The 18,264-nt window shown below is 64.7% G+C and carries 14 protein-coding genes, 1 pseudogene and 1 riboswitch; of the genes and pseudogenes, 13 read left to right on the forward strand and 2 right to left on the reverse strand.

The window, feature by feature from the left end:
- Window positions 1–13 precede the first annotated feature (13 nt).
- Window positions 14–1,024 (forward strand): DUF6925 family protein, encoded by a 1,011-nt coding sequence (locus tag ABIB99_RS08150; RefSeq protein WP_354096045.1) that lies wholly within the window; start codon window positions 14–16, stop codon window positions 1,022–1,024.
- Between the two features lie 62 nt (window positions 1,025–1,086).
- Window positions 1,087–1,655: pseudogene (locus ABIB99_RS08155) on the forward strand (hypothetical protein).
- A gap of 86 nt (window positions 1,656–1,741) precedes the next feature.
- Here the strand turns inward: ABIB99_RS08155 and ABIB99_RS08160 are convergent.
- Window positions 1,742–2,809 carry a LysR family transcriptional regulator gene (locus ABIB99_RS08160; protein ID WP_354175420.1) on the reverse strand — a complete coding sequence of 356 codons (1,068 nt, stop codon included), beginning with the start codon at window positions 2,807–2,809 and terminating at the stop codon, window positions 1,742–1,744.
- Here ABIB99_RS08160 and ABIB99_RS08165 point away from each other — a divergent pair.
- The 10 genes from ABIB99_RS08165 to ABIB99_RS08210 all read left to right on the forward strand — a co-directional run bounded on the left by ABIB99_RS08165 (window position 2,782) and on the right by ABIB99_RS08210 (window position 14,902).
- Window positions 2,782–4,143, forward strand: coding sequence for an MFS transporter (locus ABIB99_RS08165; protein ID WP_231142073.1), 1,362 nt, complete (start codon window positions 2,782–2,784; stop codon window positions 4,141–4,143). The genes ABIB99_RS08160 and ABIB99_RS08165 overlap by 28 nt on opposite strands.
- A 38-nt stretch (window positions 4,144–4,181) precedes the next feature.
- Complete coding sequence (locus ABIB99_RS08170) at window positions 4,182–5,375, forward strand: L-talarate/galactarate dehydratase (RefSeq protein WP_063983097.1); 1,194 nt, start codon at window positions 4,182–4,184, stop codon at window positions 5,373–5,375.
- 12 nt (window positions 5,376–5,387) lie between these two features.
- The gene (locus ABIB99_RS08175) at window positions 5,388–6,167 is read left to right on the forward strand and encodes a ribonuclease activity regulator RraA (RefSeq protein WP_231142072.1); all 780 of its coding nucleotides are present in this window, start codon (window positions 5,388–5,390) and stop codon (window positions 6,165–6,167) included.
- A gap of 1 nt (window position 6,168) precedes the next feature.
- A complete protein-coding gene (locus tag ABIB99_RS08180; protein WP_063983099.1) occupies window positions 6,169–6,618 on the forward strand; it encodes a nuclear transport factor 2 family protein in 450 nt (149 codons plus the stop codon).
- 12 nt (window positions 6,619–6,630) lie between these two features.
- A complete protein-coding gene (locus ABIB99_RS08185) occupies window positions 6,631–6,918 on the forward strand; it encodes a MerR family transcriptional regulator (protein WP_063983100.1) in 288 nt (95 codons plus the stop codon).
- An 87-nt stretch (window positions 6,919–7,005) separates the two neighbouring features.
- Window positions 7,006–7,223: riboswitch (cobalamin riboswitch) on the forward strand.
- A gap of 122 nt (window positions 7,224–7,345) precedes the next feature.
- Entirely contained in the window at window positions 7,346–10,249 is a 2,904-nt protein-coding gene (locus ABIB99_RS08190; RefSeq protein WP_354175423.1) for a ribonucleoside-diphosphate reductase subunit alpha, read from the forward strand.
- 10 nt (window positions 10,250–10,259) lie between these two features.
- On the forward strand, window positions 10,260–11,414 hold the full coding sequence (locus tag ABIB99_RS08195) for a ribonucleotide-diphosphate reductase subunit beta (protein ID WP_063986348.1): 1,155 nt from the start codon (window positions 10,260–10,262) through the stop codon (window positions 11,412–11,414).
- Window positions 11,415–11,489: 75 nt separating this feature from the next.
- Window positions 11,490–11,948 carry a GNAT family N-acetyltransferase gene (locus tag ABIB99_RS08200; RefSeq protein ID WP_063983102.1) on the forward strand — a complete coding sequence of 153 codons (459 nt, stop codon included), beginning with the start codon at window positions 11,490–11,492 and terminating at the stop codon, window positions 11,946–11,948.
- A gap of 412 nt (window positions 11,949–12,360) precedes the next feature.
- Window positions 12,361–14,085 carry a dihydroxy-acid dehydratase gene (gene ilvD / locus ABIB99_RS08205; protein WP_063983103.1) on the forward strand — a complete coding sequence of 575 codons (1,725 nt, stop codon included), beginning with the start codon at window positions 12,361–12,363 and terminating at the stop codon, window positions 14,083–14,085.
- Window positions 14,072–14,902 carry a tetratricopeptide repeat protein gene (locus ABIB99_RS08210; RefSeq protein ID WP_063983104.1) on the forward strand — a complete coding sequence of 277 codons (831 nt, stop codon included), beginning with the start codon at window positions 14,072–14,074 and terminating at the stop codon, window positions 14,900–14,902. The genes ilvD and ABIB99_RS08210 overlap by 14 nt, the downstream gene beginning before the upstream one ends.
- Before the next feature lie 82 nt (window positions 14,903–14,984).
- Here ABIB99_RS08210 and xth read toward each other — a convergent pair whose 3' ends face one another.
- Window positions 14,985–15,782 (reverse strand): exodeoxyribonuclease III, encoded by a 798-nt coding sequence (gene xth / locus ABIB99_RS08215; RefSeq protein ID WP_014495040.1) that lies wholly within the window; start codon window positions 15,780–15,782, stop codon window positions 14,985–14,987.
- A 133-nt stretch (window positions 15,783–15,915) separates the two neighbouring features.
- Here xth and ABIB99_RS08220 point away from each other — a divergent pair, with 133 nt between their 5' ends.
- Window positions 15,916–18,246: a hybrid sensor histidine kinase/response regulator gene (locus tag ABIB99_RS08220; protein WP_354175426.1), complete on the forward strand. Its 2,331-nt coding sequence runs from the start codon at window positions 15,916–15,918 to the stop codon at window positions 18,244–18,246.
- Window positions 18,247–18,264: the final 18 nt, after the last annotated feature.

The following is an 18,264-nucleotide window of genomic DNA, read 5'->3' on the forward strand; positions in this document are numbered from 1 at the left end:
AGAGAGAAGCCTCATGACGACGGCCGATCCGCTCATGGACCCGATCGCAAGCCAGCTTGCCGACGCTGAGGCCGGCTGGAGCGTCGGCACGTTCGGTGCCATTGCCGAGTTCACACGCGAGCCCGGTGAGGCCTTCGATATGGAGCAGTCTCGCAACGGGATCAGCGCCGTGACGCAGAAGGGTGGGATACGCGTTGTCTCCCACCCGGATCTGCGCCTGATCGCATCGGAATCGCCGACCACGGAGAGCTGGAGCCACCGCATCGCGCTGTGTCTTCCGCATGAAGCCAGCGCCATGAGTGGTCGTACCGTGTTGACCGAGCTCGGTCCGGATGTCGAGGCGCTCCTGACGAGGGATCGCAGCGGCATCCTGTTCGACCTTGGTCTCGGAACGTTGCAGATCGACGCCTGCATCCGCGTCAGCGATGCCGATGCCGTCGCCGCACTCAGGAGCCGCACGGGCCAATCCGTGTTCGCGCCCGAAAGCGATGCCATGCGGATCATTCTGGCCGCCAATCCGCACCGCGTCTTCATCAGCCGCATCGGGCGCGCCGAGGTATTCCAGCGGATCCCGCCGCCGGGTGGGCGAAGCCCTGACGGCCCGCACACCCACGTTCTGCCAAAGCTGCTCGCGCATCGCCGCACCCATGCCGCCACCGAGCCGCTACCTGAGGGGTGGATCCCCTGCGCGCATCTCTATCCTGCCCATCCGCTGCGCGATCAGCTCGGCCGCAAGCGCGCTTTCCGGCCGGATCATCACGCAGCCTTCCAGGCGCTGCTCGAACTCTATGGGCTGCCGGAGCTAACGGTGTGCAAGAGGGCCGTGGTCGAGGCGGTCGCGAAGGGGCGGGGACCTGAGATGGTGACGCTTCCGCCCGATCGCACGGCGCGCGCCACCGTTCGCGTGGCCTTGCGCCAATTGGCGGCCATGGAGCCGCACACGGCGGCACTCGCCGCCTGGCTTGCCGCCTACGACCGGCGCGATCCAGCCGAGACTGAAGATCCCATGGAGGCTCTTCACTGAGTCAGACGTGATGCCGCGTTTCAGCAAAAAATGTGCTACAAATCCCACAAGGAGATCGTTCCATGACTGTCACCATCCTGCCGCCCCACGCCGACCGTTTCCGCCTTCATCCGGTCGCGTCGCGCCTCGCGCCGATGTTCTGCTTCGCGCTGCTGACGGTGTCATGCGCGCTCGCGAGCTTCGCGCTTGCCTGCGCGACGCCGTTTGCGTCGTTGCCGCCGCGATGCTGCCGATGCGTCCGGCGCTGCTCGTCGTCACCGGCGCCTGGCTCGTGAACCAGACCATCGGCTTCGGCGTGCTGCATTATCCCATTGATGGCAGCACCATCGCATGGGGCTTTGTCATCGGTGCTGCCGCGTTGCTGTCGACCGCGGCGGCATCGACCGTCCTCCGCCTGCTGCCGCAGGGCCGCACGCCGCTGATGCTGGCCATCGCGCTCGTCGCCGCCTACGCCGCCTATGAGCTCGCGCTGCTTGCCGCGACGCCGTTCCTTGGCGGAGAGGGCGCGTTCACTGCGGCCATCGTGACGCGCATCGGGCTGACCAGCGCCGTCTGGCTCGCCGGCCTCGTCGCCGCCTGCGAGATCGTCCGCCTGGTCGATCCGTTCGGGCGCGCGATGCGGAACGCGTAGGACGCCTCCGGAGTCTCCAGGTCCGGTCGTTGCGATGACCGGACTTAGTGTCCCACCACCGCAGGGCACCGCGCTTCAGGCTGCGCTCAGCGTGCGGTCCGGAACGCAAGTTCGCGCAGCCGAGGCAGGGCGGTGTTGCGGTTGTCGCTGCGCCAGATCGCATGGAGCTCGGCGAAGACCGATGGTCCGAGCCTGATCGGGCGAAACACGACGTTGTCGAAACAGGCGTTGCGTGTTTCGTCCGGGACGATCGCAAGGCCGAGACCTGCGCTGACCAGCGACAGGATTGCCTGTGCCTGACTCATCGATTGCACGACCTGGGGCCGGATGCCATTGGCGTCGAACGCCGCCGTCAAGAGCGCGCGCATATATGGACCGCCCGACGAATACATGATGAAGGGCTGGCCCTCGAGATGCGACAGCTCCGGCCGGCGTCGCACCGCGAGCGGATGGTCAAGCGGCAGCGCAAGGGCAAGCCCTTCACGGAAGACGCTGGCGCTTCTAATTGGCTTCTCCGTCTCGATCGGCCGAACCAATCCGAGATCGATCCGGCCCGACCTCAGTGCATCGAGCTGCTGGCGCGATGTCAGCTCCTCAAAGGTGATCTCGATATCCGGCAGTTCATCGCGAACTCGCGTTGCGAGCCAGGGCAAATAGCCGTACGTCGTCGCGCCGACGAACCCGATTGACAGCGCTCCACCGGCGAGCGACGCGGCCTGCCGGGCCGCTTTGACCGCATGCTCGCGCTGCTGAAGCATCGTGCGGGCCTCGCTCAGGAAGGCGCGTCCGGCCGCGGTCAGCCTGACCGATCGGCTGGTGCGCTCGAGCAGCTTGACGGCGAGCGTTGCCTCCAGGATCTGGATCTGCCGGCTGAGCGGCGGCTGCGTCATATTCAGCCGCTTGGCGGCACGACCGAAATTCAGCTCATCGGCCACCGCCACGAACGCGCGTACCTGTCCGAACTCGATCATTGATACCTTTTCTGGATCAATTAAATCCAAAAATGAGTTTAGACCTGAATTGATCGCTGATCTAGCTTTCTCGCGTCCGGTCGTCGCTGGCGTTCCGGACATCCACGGTCGCCGAAGGCGGCCGGGCAAACAAAATCGGGAAAGAGGGGAGCAGCGTGGCCACGGAGCAGAAGCCGTCCGCACGGACGCATTATCGTTTCGTCACCCTGGCGTTGATCACCGTCCTGCTCGCGCTCAGCAGCGGCGACCGGGCGACGCTATCGATCGCCGGGCCGAACATGTCGAAGGCGCTCGGCATCACGCCGGTCGAGCTCGGCTGGATGTTTTCGGCGTTCGCGTGGGCCTATGTCCTTGCGCATCTTCCCGCTGGCTGGATCGCGGATCGGCTCGGTGCGAAGCAGACCATTTTGGGCGGATTGATCCTGTGGTCGCTCGTCACCTTCCTCATGAGCTGCGTCGGCTGGGCCAGCTACCCGTTCCTGGTGATGCTGATCCTGCGCTTCATGCTCGGTGTCTTCGAGTCGCCTGTCGGCCCGGCGGCCGGGCGTATCATCGCGGCGTGGTTTCCGTCCGCGGAGCGCGGCGTCGCGGGCGCCATTTTCAACAGCGCCCAATATGTCTCGCTCGTCCTCTTCACGCCGCTGATGGGCTTCCTCGATCATCGCTTCGGCTGGGAGCACATCTTCGCCGTCATGGGCGTATTGGGCTTCGCGCTCGCGGCAGTCTGGGCCGTTGCGTACTATCCGCCGACCCGGCACCCGAGGATAGGTGCTGCGGAGCTTGCTCATCTGCATGATGGAGGCGCGCTGGTGGATCTCGGCGGCGCTTCGCCGACGGCAGCAGCGGTGCAGGGGCCGCGATGGTCCGACCTCGCCGAGCTGTTCAGGAGCCGCATGCTGGTCGGCATCTTCCTGGCGCAATACGGCATCTCGTCCATCACCTGGTTCTTCGTGTCCTGGTTTCCGACCTACCTCGTCAAGGACCGCGGCCTGTCGGTGCTCGATGCGAGCCTGATCGCGACCATCCCCGCCATCTGCGGTTTCGTCGGCGGCGTTACGACAGGCTTTTTCACCGACTGGCTGTTCAAGCGCACCGGTTCGCTCAGCATCGCGCGCAAGACCCCGATCACGATCGGCCTCGTCATGACGGTCCTGATCATCGGCTGCAACTACACGAACTCCACGGTCCTGATCACCGTGCTGATGAGCGCGGCCTTCTTCGGCAAGGGTTTTGGCTCGCTGGGCTGGACGGTCGTCGCCGACACCGCGCCCAAGGAGGTGATCGGACTCACTGGCGGCGTCTTTAACGCCGTCGGCAACACCGCCGGAATCGTGACGCCTGTTGCGATCGGCTACATCCTCTCCGCCACCGGATCGTTCAACGGAGCGCTGCTGTATGTCGGCCTGCATGGGCTGCTGGCCGTGCTCTGTTACTGGGTCATCGTCGGGCCCATCGAGCGTCTCGTCATTCGCGAAGGCAGCGGGCTGATCCGCTCCGCGTCGGTCGCTGCCGAATGACATCATTTCCCGCAAATCCACCTCGATAGGAGAAAGCCATGAACTACCAGATCAACACGCGCATTATCGCCAACCCGCTCGCGGCAGGGCTCGCAGCCGGGGAAGCGACGACGGACCGGATCGCATGGGTGAGGACGTCGCTCGTCTTCCTGCCGCTCGCCCAGGCGATCAGCGATGCCAAGGTTCTCACCGGCCGGCAAAAACCCCTCACCGAGATCGCCTTCCTGTTTGCCGAGATCGAGACCGAGAACGGCCACAGCGGCATCGGCTACAGCTATTCGAAGCGCGCCGGTGGTCCGGGGCAGTTTGCGCACGCCAGGGAGATCGCCGGCGAGCTGATCGGCGAGGATCCGAGCGACATCGCGCGTCTGTGGGACAAGCTCGTCTGGGCCGGCGCCTCGGTCGGCCGCAGCGGCATGTCCACGCAGGCCATCGCCGCCTTCGACATCGCGCTGTGGGATCTCAAGGCCAAGCGCGCCAAGCTGCCGCTGGCAAAGCTGCTCGGTGCCCATCGTGACTCCGTGCGCTGCTACAACACCTCCGGCGGATACCTTTCGATGCCGATCGAGGAGGTGAAGGAGCGCGTCAGCATGGCGCTCGACAGGGGCATCGGCGCCATCAAGCTGAAGGTCGGCCAGCCCGACCCGATGGTCGACCTCAAGCGCATCGAGGCGGTTCGCAACCACATCGGCGACGTTCCGCTGGCGATCGACGCCAACCAGCAATGGGACCGCACCACGGCTCTGCGCTTCGGCCGCATCGCCGAGCAATTTAACCTGACCTGGATCGAGGAGCCGCTCGACGCCTACGACTACGAAGGTCATGCGGCGCTGGCAGCCGAGCTTGCGACCCCGATTGCGACCGGCGAGATGTTGACCAGCATCGACGAGCATTACGAGCTGATCCGCAACAATTCGGTCGATTTCATCCAGCCGGATGCGCCGCGCGTCGGCGGCATCACGCCGTTCCTCAAGATCCTCGCGCTCGCCGACCACAAGAAGCTCCAGCTCGCGCCGCACTATTGCATGGAGATCCATCTGCACCTGACCGCGGCCTATGCCCGGGAGCCCTGGGTCGAGCATTTCGAGTGGTCGGAGGCGATGTTCAACGAAAAGCTCGAGGTCGTGAACGGCCGCATGATCGTGCCGAACCGGCCGGGCCTCGGCTTCAGCCTGTCGGAGCAGGCGCGCGCCTGGGCCCGTGACGTCCACGAGGTCGGAAAGCGCCGCTGAGGGAGGATGGCCATGTACGAACCAAAGACGAAGCTTAGTCCCCTGGATCCGTCTGTCATCCGCCGGCTGAAGGATGTCTCCTCGGGTTCGCTGACCACCGAGCTGTTCAAGAAAGGCCTGCGCCAGTGCTTTCTGGTCGGGCTGGTGCCGATGAACAAGGACGCGGTCCGCTTCGCCGGTGAAGCTTTCACCATGCGGATGATCCCGGCGCGAGAGGATCTCGATACCATAGAGACACTCACGCCGTATCCGAACGCGGACAATCTGCAATGGGAAGCGGTCGAGAACATTCCGCCCGGCCATGTCCTGGTGATCGACAGCCGCAACGATCCACGCGCAGCATCGGCGGGCGCCATGCTGCCGACGCGGATGAAGGTGCGCGGCGCAGCCGCGATCGTCACCGATGGCGCGTTTCGTGACGGCCAGGAGCTGGCGCGGCTCGATTTCCCGGCCTATGCGCGGCAGGTCACCGCATCGACGCGGTTGTCCTATCATCGCGTCGCGGACCTGAATATCCCGATCGCCTGCGCCGACGTGGCGGTCTACCCGGGCGACATCATCGTCGGTGACGGTGACGGCATCACGGTCGTGCCACGGCATTTGGCCGCCGAAATGGCCGACCTCTGCGAGAGGCGGGACCAGCTCGAGAAGTACCTGTCGTATCGTATCAGTGCCGGCGAGCCGCTCTACGGCGTCTATCCGCCCACACCTGCCGTGCGCGCCGACTTTGAGGCTTGGAAAAAGGCCGGTGCGGATCCGGCGAGGGCCACGACGATCCGGGCGGGAGCCTGACATGAGCAAGACATCGCCCGCCGCCATGGAGGCGACGATCCGTCGCTATTTCGACGCCTGCAACGCCGCCGACTACGATGCCTTGATGGCCTGCTTCACGGCGGACGCGGTTCACTACTTCCCGTCCGGCTTGCCGGACATTCCATGGCGTGGCGCCGATACCATCGCGCGCAAATGGATCTGGTGCGTCGAGAATCTCGGGTCGCAATGGACGATCGAAAAGATTCTTTGCTCGTCGACGTCGCCGGAAGCCGTGATCGAATGGACGCACTGGAAGCGCAAGCAGGGCACGGCGCTTCGCGGCGACGAATGGTACGCGTTCGAAGGGGCGAGCGGTCGCATCAAGGAGATCAGGGCTTATTATGCGGCGCCCGCCGATCCATCGGCCCGGATCTGCGAGCTCGTCGATTTCGACTATCGCGATCGCGGCTATCACCTTTCGTCCGAATAGCATCGGGCGTCCATGCCGTTCCTGGGCGGCGTGGGCGCCTTCACCGCCGTCATCGTGACGCGCACCGGGCTGACCAGCGCGGTCTGGCTCGCCGGCCAGCGATGCGCGCCGTGCAGCGAAACGAGGACCTTTGCGGCGAAGCACCTCGGTGCGATCAGGGCGAAAATTGCGGAGCTGCGTGTGCTGGAAGCGAGAGTGGCGTCGCTGGTGAGCGGCTGCGAGGCGACATGCAGCGGCAGCGTCGCGCCGGACTGTGTGATCTTGCAGTCGGGATGCGGACCTCATAGCGCGCCAAGCTGAGGCGCGATCCAAGTGCGAATTCCCGCATTCCACAGGGCACAGGGCTCATGACCCGCAACGAATCGTTGACACCCGGCTGCATATGTCACCACATGTGGGCGTCACGGTTCCGCTGGATCGCAAGATTTAGTGGCTAAGAGGGAAGCCGGTGAACCGCGCGAGAGCGCGGAATTCCGGCGCTGCCCCCGCAACTGTCAGCAGCGAGCTGCTTCCGAACAATCGTCACTGGCGCCTTTCGCGCCGGGAAGACGGGAAGTGGGCGACGACCTGCGAGCCAGGAGACCTGCCGCGACAATCTGAACGTCCACGGGCGGGGTGTCCGGCGGTCGCTTGCATGCACCGCCCGGCAACTCTGCTGCCGGCGTTTCTGCAGCGTCCTTCCTTACAGCCCCGTTCAAACACAACGCGCGCATCACGGGGCCCATTGATGTCACTGAACCTGCACGACGCGGACACCGCCTCCGCACCCATCGTTCATTTGCGTCCACAATCGCTTGCGCCTGCTTCGAGCGAGCCGGCTATGCAGATCATCCGTCGCAACGGCAAGGTCTCGCCGTTCGATTCCGCCAAGATCGCGGTCGCCATGACCAAGGCTTTCCTTGCGGTCGAAGGCACCAGCGCGGTCGCCTCGCGTCGCGTCCATGAGAGCGTGGAGCAGCTCACGGCCGAAGTCGTCGCTGCGCTGATGCGGCGGGCAGGCGAGGGACGCACCTTCCATATCGAGGACGTGCAGGACCAGGTCGAGCTCGCCTTGATGCGGAGCGAGCACCACAAGGTCGCACGCGCCTATGTGCTGTACCGCGAGGAGCGGTCGCGCCAGCGCGCCGAGGAGGCGGCCGCGGAAGCGACGCCCGCTGTCGCGCCGGTCCTTCATGTCACGCTCGCCGACGGTTCGCGCGTTGGTCTCGACACCAAGCGGCTTGCGCTGATTATCGGCGAAGCCTGCGCCGGTCTCGACGGCGTCTCCGCGGCACCCGTGCTCACCGAGACCACCCGCAATCTCTACGACGGCATCAGCCAGGACGAACTGGCGCTGGCCTCGATCATGGCCGCACGCACGCTGGTCGAGCAGGAGCCGAATTATGCTTATGTCAGTGCGCGCCTGCTGCTGGACAAGCTCCGCGGCGAGGTGCTGTCCTACGTCCATGGCGTGCCGACGTCCGCCTCGCAGGCCGACATGACGATGCGCTACGTCGAATACTTCCCGGCCTATCTGAAGACCGGCATCGCCGCCGAACTGCTCGATCCTGAACTCGCCCGCTTCGACCTTGGCCGGATCGCGGCCGCGTTGAAGCCGGAACGCGACCTGAACTTCCAGTTCCTCGGTCTTCAGACGCTCTACGACCGCTACTTCCTGCACGTCCGAGGCAAGCGGATCGAATTGCCGCAGGCCTTCTTCATGCGTGTCGCGATGGGCTTGGCGGTGCGCGAAATCGATCGCGAGGCCAAGGCGATCGAGTTCTACGATCTGCTGTCATCGTTCGACTTCATGGCCTCGACGCCGACGCTGTTCAATTCGGGTACGCTGCGTCCGCAATTGTCGTCCTGCTTCCTGACCACAGTGTCGGACGACCTCGACGGCATCTTCAAGTCAATCAAGGACAATGCGCTGCTCGCAAAATATTCCGGCGGTCTCGGCAACGACTGGACCCCGGTTCGTGGCCTCGGCGCCCACATCAAGGGCACCAACGGCGAAAGCCAGGGCATCATCCCATTCCTGAAGGTCGCCAACGACACCGCGATTGCCGTCAACCAGGGCGGTAAGCGCAAGGGCGCCGTCTGCGCCTATCTGGAGACATGGCACGTCGATATCGAGGAATTCCTCGACCTGCGCAAGAACACCGGTGACGACCGCCGCCGCACCCACGACATGAACACCGCCAATTGGGTGCCGGACCTGTTCATGCAGCGCGTCGATGCCGATGGCGAATGGACGCTGTTCTCGCCTGACGAGACGCCCGATTTGCACGATCTCTATGGCGAGGCGTTCAAGACGGCTTACGAGGCCTATGAGGCCAGGGCGAAGGCCGGCGGCATGCGCGTCTTCAAGACCGTGCGCGCGAGCGACCTCTGGCGTCGCATGTTGACCATGCTGTTTGAGACCGGTCATCCCTGGATCACCTTCAAGGACCCCTGCAATCTGCGTTCGCCGCAACGCCACGCGGGCGTGATCCATTCCTCGAACCTCTGCACCGAGATCACGCTGAACACCTCGGGCGACGAGGTCGCGGTCTGCAATCTCGGCTCCGTCAACATGCTCAACCATGTCGGGCCTGATGGTGTCGACCAGGCCAAGCTGAAGCGGACGGTGACCACCGCCGTCCGGATGCTCGACAACGTCATCGACATCAATTTCTACACGATCCCCGAAGCGCGCCGCTCCAACATGCGTCATCGTCCCGTCGGGCTCGGCCTGATGGGCTTTCAGGAAGCGCTTCAGGTCCAGCGCATTCCGACCGCGTCCGACGCGGCCGTGGCGTTTGCCGACACCAGCATGGAGGCAATCTCGTTCCACGCGATCGAAGCGTCGTCCGATCTCGCCGCGGAGCGCGGACGCTATCCGAGCTTCGAGGGCTCGCTGTGGTCGAAGGGCGTCTTGCCGCTCGACTCCATCCAGCTTCTCGCCGACGCGCGCGGTGGTCTCGACGTCGATCGCTCCGCAACGCTCGACTGGGACCGCCTCCGCAAGAAGGTCACGTCCAGCGGCATGCGCAACTCGAACGTCATGGCGATCGCGCCAACGGCGACGATCTCCAACATCTGCGGCGTCTCGCAGTCGATCGAGCCGAACTATCAGAACCTGTTCGTGAAATCGAACATGTCCGGGGACTTCACGGTCGTGAACGAGTTCCTGGTCCGCGACCTCAAGGCGAGGGGGCTTTGGGACGAGGTCATGATCTCCGACCTCAAATATTTCGACGGCAGCGTCGGCCAGATCGACCGCGTTCCTGACGATCTGAAGGCGCTCTACGCCACCGCCTTCGAGATCGACAGCGCCTGGCTGATCGAGGCGGCCGCGCGCCGGCAGAAATGGATCGACCAGTCGCAGTCGCTCAACCTCTACATCGCCAATCCCTCCGGCAAGAAGCTCGATGCGCTCTACCGGCTGGCCTGGCGACGCGGGTTGAAGACGACCTATTACCTGCGCTCCCGCAGCGCCACGCATGTCGAGAAATCGACGCTGAAGGGCACTGACGGAAAGCTCAATGCGGTGTCCGCGTCAGTGGCAGTGTCGCACGCGCCGATCATGATGCCGACCGCAGCAACGCCGGACCTCGACGGCATCAAGGCCTGCCGGATCGACGATCCCGAATGCGAAGCGTGCCAGTGAGGAGATGACGATGCTCGACTGGTCCGATACCGAAACCACAGCGGCCGCTCCTGCCGTCTCAAGTCTCGCCACCGCACTGCGTCCGCAGACCCAGCTCAAGCTCGAGCCGGCCGACCCGACCGGCCTAGGTGCGATCGACCGCGCCGGCGGCCGCGTCTCCGTCGACGAGAAGCGGATGATCAACTGCCGCGCCGACGTCAACCAGCTGCTTCCGCTGAAGTACAAATGGGCCTGGGAGAAGTATCTCTCAGGCTGCAACAATCACTGGATGCCGACCGAAGTTTCGATGCAGGCCGACATCGCGCTATGGAAGTCGCGGGACGGGCTGACCGAGGACGAGCGGCGCGCGATCAAGCGCAATCTCGGATTCTTCGCGGCTTCCGAATCGCTGGTCGCCAACAACATCGTGCTGGCGATCTACCGTCACCTCACCAATCCGGAGTGCAGGCAGTACCTCCTTCGGCAGGCCTTCGAGGAGGCGGTTCACACCCACACCTTTCAGTATATCGTGGAAAGCCTCGGCCTCGACGAAGGCGAGCTGTTCAACATGTACCGCGAGGTGCCGTCGATCACGGACAAGGCGGCCTGGGCGCTCAAGCACACGCAGCACCTGGACGATCCATCGTTCCAGACGGGGACGCCGGATAGCGACCGCGCCTTCCTGCGCGATCTCGTCGCCTTCTACGTCGTGTTCGAGGGCATGTGGTTCTACACCGGCTTCGCGCAGATCCTGTCGCTCGGCCGCCGCAACAAGATGGTCGGCATCGCCGAGCAGTATCAATACATCCTGCGCGACGAGAGCATCCATCTCAACTTCGGCATCGACGTGATCAACCAGATCAAGATCGAGAACCCACATCTGTGGACGGCAGCGTTCCAGGACGAGATCCGCGGCATGATCCGCGACGCAGCCGAATTGGAGGCCGCCTACGGACGGGACACGATGCCGCGCGGCTTCCTCGGCCTGAATGCTGCGCTGTGCGAGCAGTACATGCACTTCATCGCCAACCGGCGCTGTGCGCAGATCGGGCTCGCTCCGGTGTTCGCCGAGGTCGAGAACCCGTTCCCGTGGATGTCCGAGGCAATGGATCTGAAGAAGGAGAAGAACTTCTTCGAGACCCGCGTCATCGAATACCAGAATGGTGGTGCGCTGACTTGGGAATAGCACCGATCATGACTATGCCGCGGGCGTGCCACCTGTGCTTAAACGGTGGCACGCGTACGACTGCAGGGGGATGAGGTGGAGATCCGACGAGACGATCCGACGGCGCCCTATGTCGCCGACTTGTTGGCACATCATCTCGAGGAGCTGCGCAGCGTCATGGCCGAGCGCGCCTTCGCTCTCGATGCCACCGGCCTTTCGGCTGCCTCCGTGACCTTCTGGACGGCTTGGCAGGACGATGTCCTGCTCGGGTTCGGTGCGCTGAAGGAGCTGGATCATACGCATGGCGAGGTGAAGTCGATGCGTGCCGCTCCCGCTGCACGGGGCACCGGGGTAGGGCGCGCACTGCTGAGCCATATCATCGCCGAAGCCCGCAGGCGGGGTTACGTGCACCTCAGCCTGGAGACCGGCACGGCAGCCCTGCACGCGCCCGCCATCTCGCTCTACCGCAGCGCCGGTTTCGTCTCCTGCGCGCCGTTCGCCGACTATGAGGCGAGCCCGCACAACCAGTTCATGCGGCTCGACCTGACGGATTGAGCTGGGCGCTTGGCGCTCATCAGTCCCGCCTCAGGATGACGGTGTTGGTACTGCGGGCCGCCGCGACTCAGGTGAGGCACACTCCGTTCCTGAGACCCGCGCTGGGGTGCGCCGAAACAGATTTAAAATCTCAAGTTGTGGATTGTCATAATCACGAGGGTATCGCAGTAAGCCAACCCGTGTCTTCCCGGTAACGATTGTGCTGTCTCTGCAACACCCATCTTGGATTAAACCCTTATCTCCGTCCGTTCGCATCAGCGCCGCTTTTTAGCCACACCCGAACATGAATAAAATCGCTCTAAAGTTTGAAGGGCATCGGCGGTCTTCGAAGGACGGGAAATCCCAAGGTCGATTCAAATCTTGGCTCTGATTTTTCGGGTCTGAAAAGGTTGGCCGGGGAAACTGGTTTGCGATGGACGCAAAGACCGACATCAAGCAGAGGCTGCCGAGCCGTCACGTGACGGAAGGCCCGACGCGCGCGCCGCACCGGTCCTACTTCTACGCCATGGGTCTGACCACCGACCAGATCCACCAGCCCTTCGTCGGCGTCGCCTCCTGCTGGAACGAGGCCGCCCCCTGCAACATCTCCCTGATGCGCCAGGCCCAGGCGGTGAAAAAGGGCGTGGCATCCGCCGGCGGCACCCCCCGTGAATTCTGCACCATCACCGTCACCGACGGCATCGCCATGGGCCATGACGGCATGCGCTCGTCGCTGCCGTCGCGCGAGTGCATCGCCGATTCCGTCGAGCTGACCGTGCGCGGCCACGCCTATGATGCGCTCGTGGGCCTTGCCGGTTGCGACAAGTCGCTGCCGGGCATGATGATGGCGATGGTCCGTCTCAACGTGCCCTCGATCTTCATTTACGGCGGCTCGATCCTGCCCGGCAATTTCCGGGGACAGCAGGTCACCGTGCAGGACATGTTCGAGGCGGTCGGCAAGCACTCGGTCGGCGCCATGTCGGACGAGGACCTCGACGAGATCGAGCGCGTGGCGTGCCCCTCGGCGGGCGCCTGCGGCGCACAGTTCACCGCCAACACCATGGCGACCGTCTCCGAGGCGATCGGCCTGGCGCTGCCGTACTCGGCCGGCGCCCCGGCACCGTATGAAATCCGCGACGCTTTCTGCATGACCGCGGGCGAGAAGGTCATGGACCTGATCGCCTCCAACCTCCGGCCGCGCGACATCGTGACACGGAAGGCGCTGGAGAACGCCGCCGCCGTGGTCGCGGCGTCCGGCGGCTCGACCAATGCTGCGCTGCACCTGCCGGCGATCGCGCATGAGTGCGGCATTAAGTTCGACCTGTTCGACGTCGCCGAAATCTTCAAAAAGACACCATATGTCGCGGATTTGAAGCCGGGTGGCCGTTATGTCGCCAAAGACATGTTTGAAGTAGGTGGCATACCGCTTCTGATGAAGACGCTGCTCGACAACGGATTTCTCCACGGCGACTGCATTACGGTCACCGGTCGAACGATCGCCGAAAACCTCAAAAGCGTTAAGTGGAATCCGCACCAGGATGTGGTGCACCCGGCAGACAAGCCGATCACCGTCACCGGTGGTGTGGTTGGTCTGAAGGGCAATCTGGCGCCAGAAGGTGCGATCGTGAAAGTCGCGGGAATGTCTAACCTGAGGTTCACCGGTCCGGCGCGATGCTTCGACCGGGAGGAGGACGCCTTCGAGGCCGTCCAGAACCGCACCTACAGGGAAGGCGAAGTCATCGTGATCCGCTACGAGGGCCCCAAGGGCGGTCCCGGCATGCGGGAAATGCTCCAGACCACCGCGGCGCTGACGGGCCAGGGCATGGGCGGTAAGATCGCGCTCATCACCGACGGCCGCTTCTCCGGCGCCACCCGCGGCTTCTGCATCGGCCATGTCGGGCCGGAAGCCGCCATCGGCGGCCCGATCGGGCTGCTCGAGGATGGCGACATCATCGAGATCGACGCGGTCGTAGGTACCCTTAACGTAAAATTGAGCGACCAAGAGCTCGCCCAGCGCAAGACCAAATGGAGCGCTCGCGCGACTAACCACACGTCGGGTGCGCTCTGGAAGTATGCTCAGCAGGTTGGACCAGCGGTCGGTGGGGCAGTAACCCATCCGGGCGGCGCGCACGAGAAACAGTGCTATGCGGACATCTAGGCGTGCCATAGTTGCGTTTGTGTTGGGGGTCGGTGCGCTGGCCGCGCCGGCGCTCGCCTTTGACGGTTCGGCCAGCAAGGACGCGGCCCTCCCGGTCGTGACCGCCTTGCCGGGCGCCGCGGGTGCCGTGCGCAGCAAGGTGGCGGCACCGGCGACCACGCCCCAGGAAACCTCGCTCAGCGCCCTGCAATATGCCGCCGAAGGCGGTCATCCCGGCGCTCAGTTCAAGCTCGGCCGCATGTATGCCAACGGCGACGGCGTCGCCCAGGACGATGTGCGCGCCTTCGAATATTTCAGCCGCATCGCCAATGCGCATGCCGAGGACAGCCCGTCGGCGCCGCAGGCGCAGGTCGTGGCCAACGCCTTCGTCGCGCTCGGCCGCTACTATCTGAGCGGTATCCCGAACTCGAAGATCAAGCCGGATTCGGACCGGGCGCGGGAGATGTTCTCCTATGCGGCCTCCTATTTCGGCAATGCGGATGCGCAGTACGATCTCGCCCGGCTGTATCTGAAGACCCCGGACGCCTCGCGCGAGGATTTCCGCTATGGCGCGCGCTGGCTCGGCCTTGCCGCCCAGAAGGGCCAGCACGAGGCGCAGGCGCTGCTCGGCCAGATGCTGTTCAATGGCGACCGCCTGCCGCGGCAGGCCGCGCGTGGCCTGATGTGGCTGACGCTGGCGCGTGACAGCGCCGGTATCGAGGAAACCTGGATCAAGGAAAGCTACAACCGCGCTTTCGCCAAGGCCTCGGACGACGACCGCGCCATGTGCCTGCAAATGCTGGAACAGTGGGTGCAGGGCGTTCAGGGCCGCCGGTAGTAGGTACCCCCGCCGGGTAGGTTAGCCCGCGGCTGCGCAAAGCGCAGTCCGCCGGCGCCATCCAGCACCTCCAGGCATCGGCTCAAGCCGCCTCCAGATCCAGATCCGCCCATACCGGCACGTGGTCCGACGGCTTCTCCCAAGCCCGCACATAGCTGTCGATGCCGACATTGGCGAGCCGGTCGCTGGCCTGCGGCGACAGCAGCAGATGGTCGATCCTCAAGCCATGGTTCTTCTGCCAGGCGCCGGCCTGGTAGTCCCAGAAGGTGTAGAGCCCGGGCTCGTCGGTGACCGCGCGCAGCGCGTCGGTGAGGCCGAGGCCCAGCAGGGACTGAAAGCTCTCCCGCGTCTCGGCCTTGAACAGGGCGTCCTCGGTCCAGGCGGCGGGATTATGGACGTCGCGGGCATGCGGGATAACGTTGAAGTCGCCTGCGAGGATCAGCGGCTCCTCGGCCTTGAGGCGCTCCCTCGAATACTCAAGAAGCCGCGACATCCATTTGAGCTTGTAAGGATATTTCTCGGTCCCGACCGGATTGCCATTGGGCAGATAGAGGCAGGCGATGCGCAGCACGCCGTGCTTGAGCGTGACCACGCCCTCGAGGAAACGGGCATGGGCATCCTCGTCGTCGCCGGCGAGGCCCGACTTGGTCTCGTCGAAGCGGAGCTTCGAGAGCAAAGCGACGCCGTTGAAGGTCTTCTGACCGTGGGTGACCACGTTGTAGCCGAGCGCCTCGATCTCTAGCCGGGGGAAGGCTTCGTCGACGCATTTGATCTCCTGCAGGCAGACGATGTCGGGCTGGCACTCCTTCAGCCAGGTCAACAGCAGGTCGATCCGCTGCCGGACCGAGTTCACGTTCCAGGTAGCAACTCTGATGGGCATTGGTGGGGCTCCGGGCAGGGGCCATGGTTAGAACAAACTGCAAACGCGCCCGTCAAGGACGCCGCAAAATCTCCCACAAAATTAACCCGGCTTAAGCCGGGCTCGGGCCACTGATACCGAAAAGGTTTTTCGAATGGGATGGCCGGACAAATCCATGAAGCAAGCTGAGCCGCGCGACGGCCTGATCGGCGCGTTCCTGTACTGGCTCGGCGGCTTCGAGATCGAGGACGGCCTGACCGCCGATCTCAGCGAGCGCGAGCTGCGCCGCATCCGCGCCAAGCAGATCGACGCGGTGATGCGCGCGATCCCGGTGACCATGGCCGTCACCATGCTCAACGTCGCCATCGTGCTGATCCTGTTCTGGGGCAGGGGCTGGAACGATTTCCTCGCAATCTGGGGCATGACCCTCGCCGTCACCGCCTCGCTTGCCGTGCGCGCGTGGCGGCGGTCGCATCAAAGCCCGCCGCAGGAAGCGTCACCGCGCGCCGCGCGGCAAATGCTGCGGCAGGCGTTCTTCCTCGCGGCGATCTGGGGCACGCTGCCGCTCGCGCTGTTCAGCCGGGTCGAGCCGACCAGTCAGCTCATCCTGGCCTGCCTGATGGTCGGCATGATGTCCGGCGGCGCCGTCACGCTGTCGACCTTCCCGCGCGCGGGCCTCGTCTATCTCGCGACCGTGACGATGGCCTGTGCCGGCGCGCTGTTCCTGTGCGGCACCGGGCCGTATCTGCTGATCGCGGTGTTCCTGCTGCTGTTCGCGTTCTTCATGGCGCGCAACATCGTCTCACAGGGCAATCTGTTCCTCGGCAATCTCAAGGCCCGGCTCGAGCTCGAACGTCAGACCGAGATCATCTCGCTGCTGCTGAAGGACTTTCAGGAGAACGCCAGCGACTGGTTGTGGCAGACCGACGCCGAAGGGCATCTCGTCGACGTGCCCCAACGCTTCGCCGAAGTGGCGCAGCTTCCGCTTCCGCTGCTGAAGGGCTCGCATTTCGTCGACGTGCTCGACATGCTCTGTCCCGACGACAAGAGCGCAGCCTACAACGTCGTCGGCCTGATGGAGCAGAGCGAGCCGCTGCACGAGATGAACCTCAAGGTCGTCGCCGGCGGCGAGGCGCGGCTGTGGTCGCTGACCGCGAAGCCGGCCTACGACCGCGACGGCCAGTTCCTCGGCTATCGCGGCTTCGGCCGCGACGTCACCGAGCGCTGGCGCGCGGAAAAGGCGGAGGCCGAGAGCCGCGCGAAGTCCGACTTCCTCGCGGTGATGAGCCACGAGATCCGCACGCCCATGAACGGCGTGCTCGGGCTTGCCAGCATGCTGCTGGAAACCAAGCTCGATCCGGAGCAGCACGAGGCCGTCACCTCGATCCGCGAGTCCGGCGACAATCTGCAGCGCATCCTCAACGATATCCTCGATCTGTCAAAGCTCGAGGCCGGTCGCTTCGCGTTCGAGGCGATCGACTTCGCCCCGCAGGCGCTGGTCGAGACGGTTGCGACCGTCGTGCGCGCAGGCGCCAAGAGCAAGGGGCTCGCCGTCAAGGTCGAGCTCGATCCGAACCTGCCGCCGACGCTGCGCGGTGATGTCGCGCGGATCCGGCAGGTGCTGCTCAACCTCGCCTCCAACGCGGTAAAGTTCACCGACGAAGGCGAGGTGACGATCAAGGCCACCTGCCAGGCGCGCCGCGATCTGCTTGCGACCGTCGAATGGACCGTGACCGACAGCGGCATCGGCATTGCGCCCGAGAAGCTCGGGGAGCTGTTCTCCGACTTCGCGCAGGCCGACGCCTCGATCAGCCGCCGCTTTGGCGGCACCGGACTAGGGCTTGCGATCTCCCGGCGCATCATCGAGCAGATGGGCGGCACCATCGGCGTCACCTCGACGCCGGGCGAGGGCTCGACCTTCCGCTTCACGCTGGTGCTGCCCTGGAGCCAGGCGCAGGCCTTCGACCAGGCCGCGGGCAGCGATGAAGCCGACGAGCTCAAGGCGCGGATCGCGGGGCTCGACCGGCCGCTGAGGGTGCTGGTGGCCGAGGACGATGCCGTCAACCGCATGGTCGTGACCAAGATGTTGGGGGCGTTCGACGTCGAGCTGCGCGTCGTCACCGACGGCGTCCAGGCGGTCGAGGCTGCATCGGAGAGCGATTACGATGTCGTGCTGATGGACGTGCGCATGCCGGACATGGACGGCCTTGCCGCGACGCGGGCGATCCGCGCTCAAGGCGGGCGTTTCGAAGCCTTGCCGATCGTCGCGCTGACCGCCAACGCCTTCCCCGAGGACGTCAAGATCTGCCGCGAGGCCGGCATGTCGGATTTTTTGGCAAAGCCGCTGCGTAAGCCCGCACTCGCGGCCGCCTTGTTGCGCGCGCTCGACGGCCACATGATGTCGGAGGGCGCGCCGCTTCAGCCGGAGCTGACGCCGCTCGACGTCGAGTGGACGGACGAGGAAAGGCAGATGACCGGCGTCTAGCCGGTCAGATCGAGAAGC

This window comes from Bradyrhizobium sp. LA6.1 (assembly GCF_040547805.1).
GTDB classification, from domain to species: Bacteria; Pseudomonadota; Alphaproteobacteria; order Rhizobiales; family Xanthobacteraceae; genus Bradyrhizobium; species Bradyrhizobium barranii.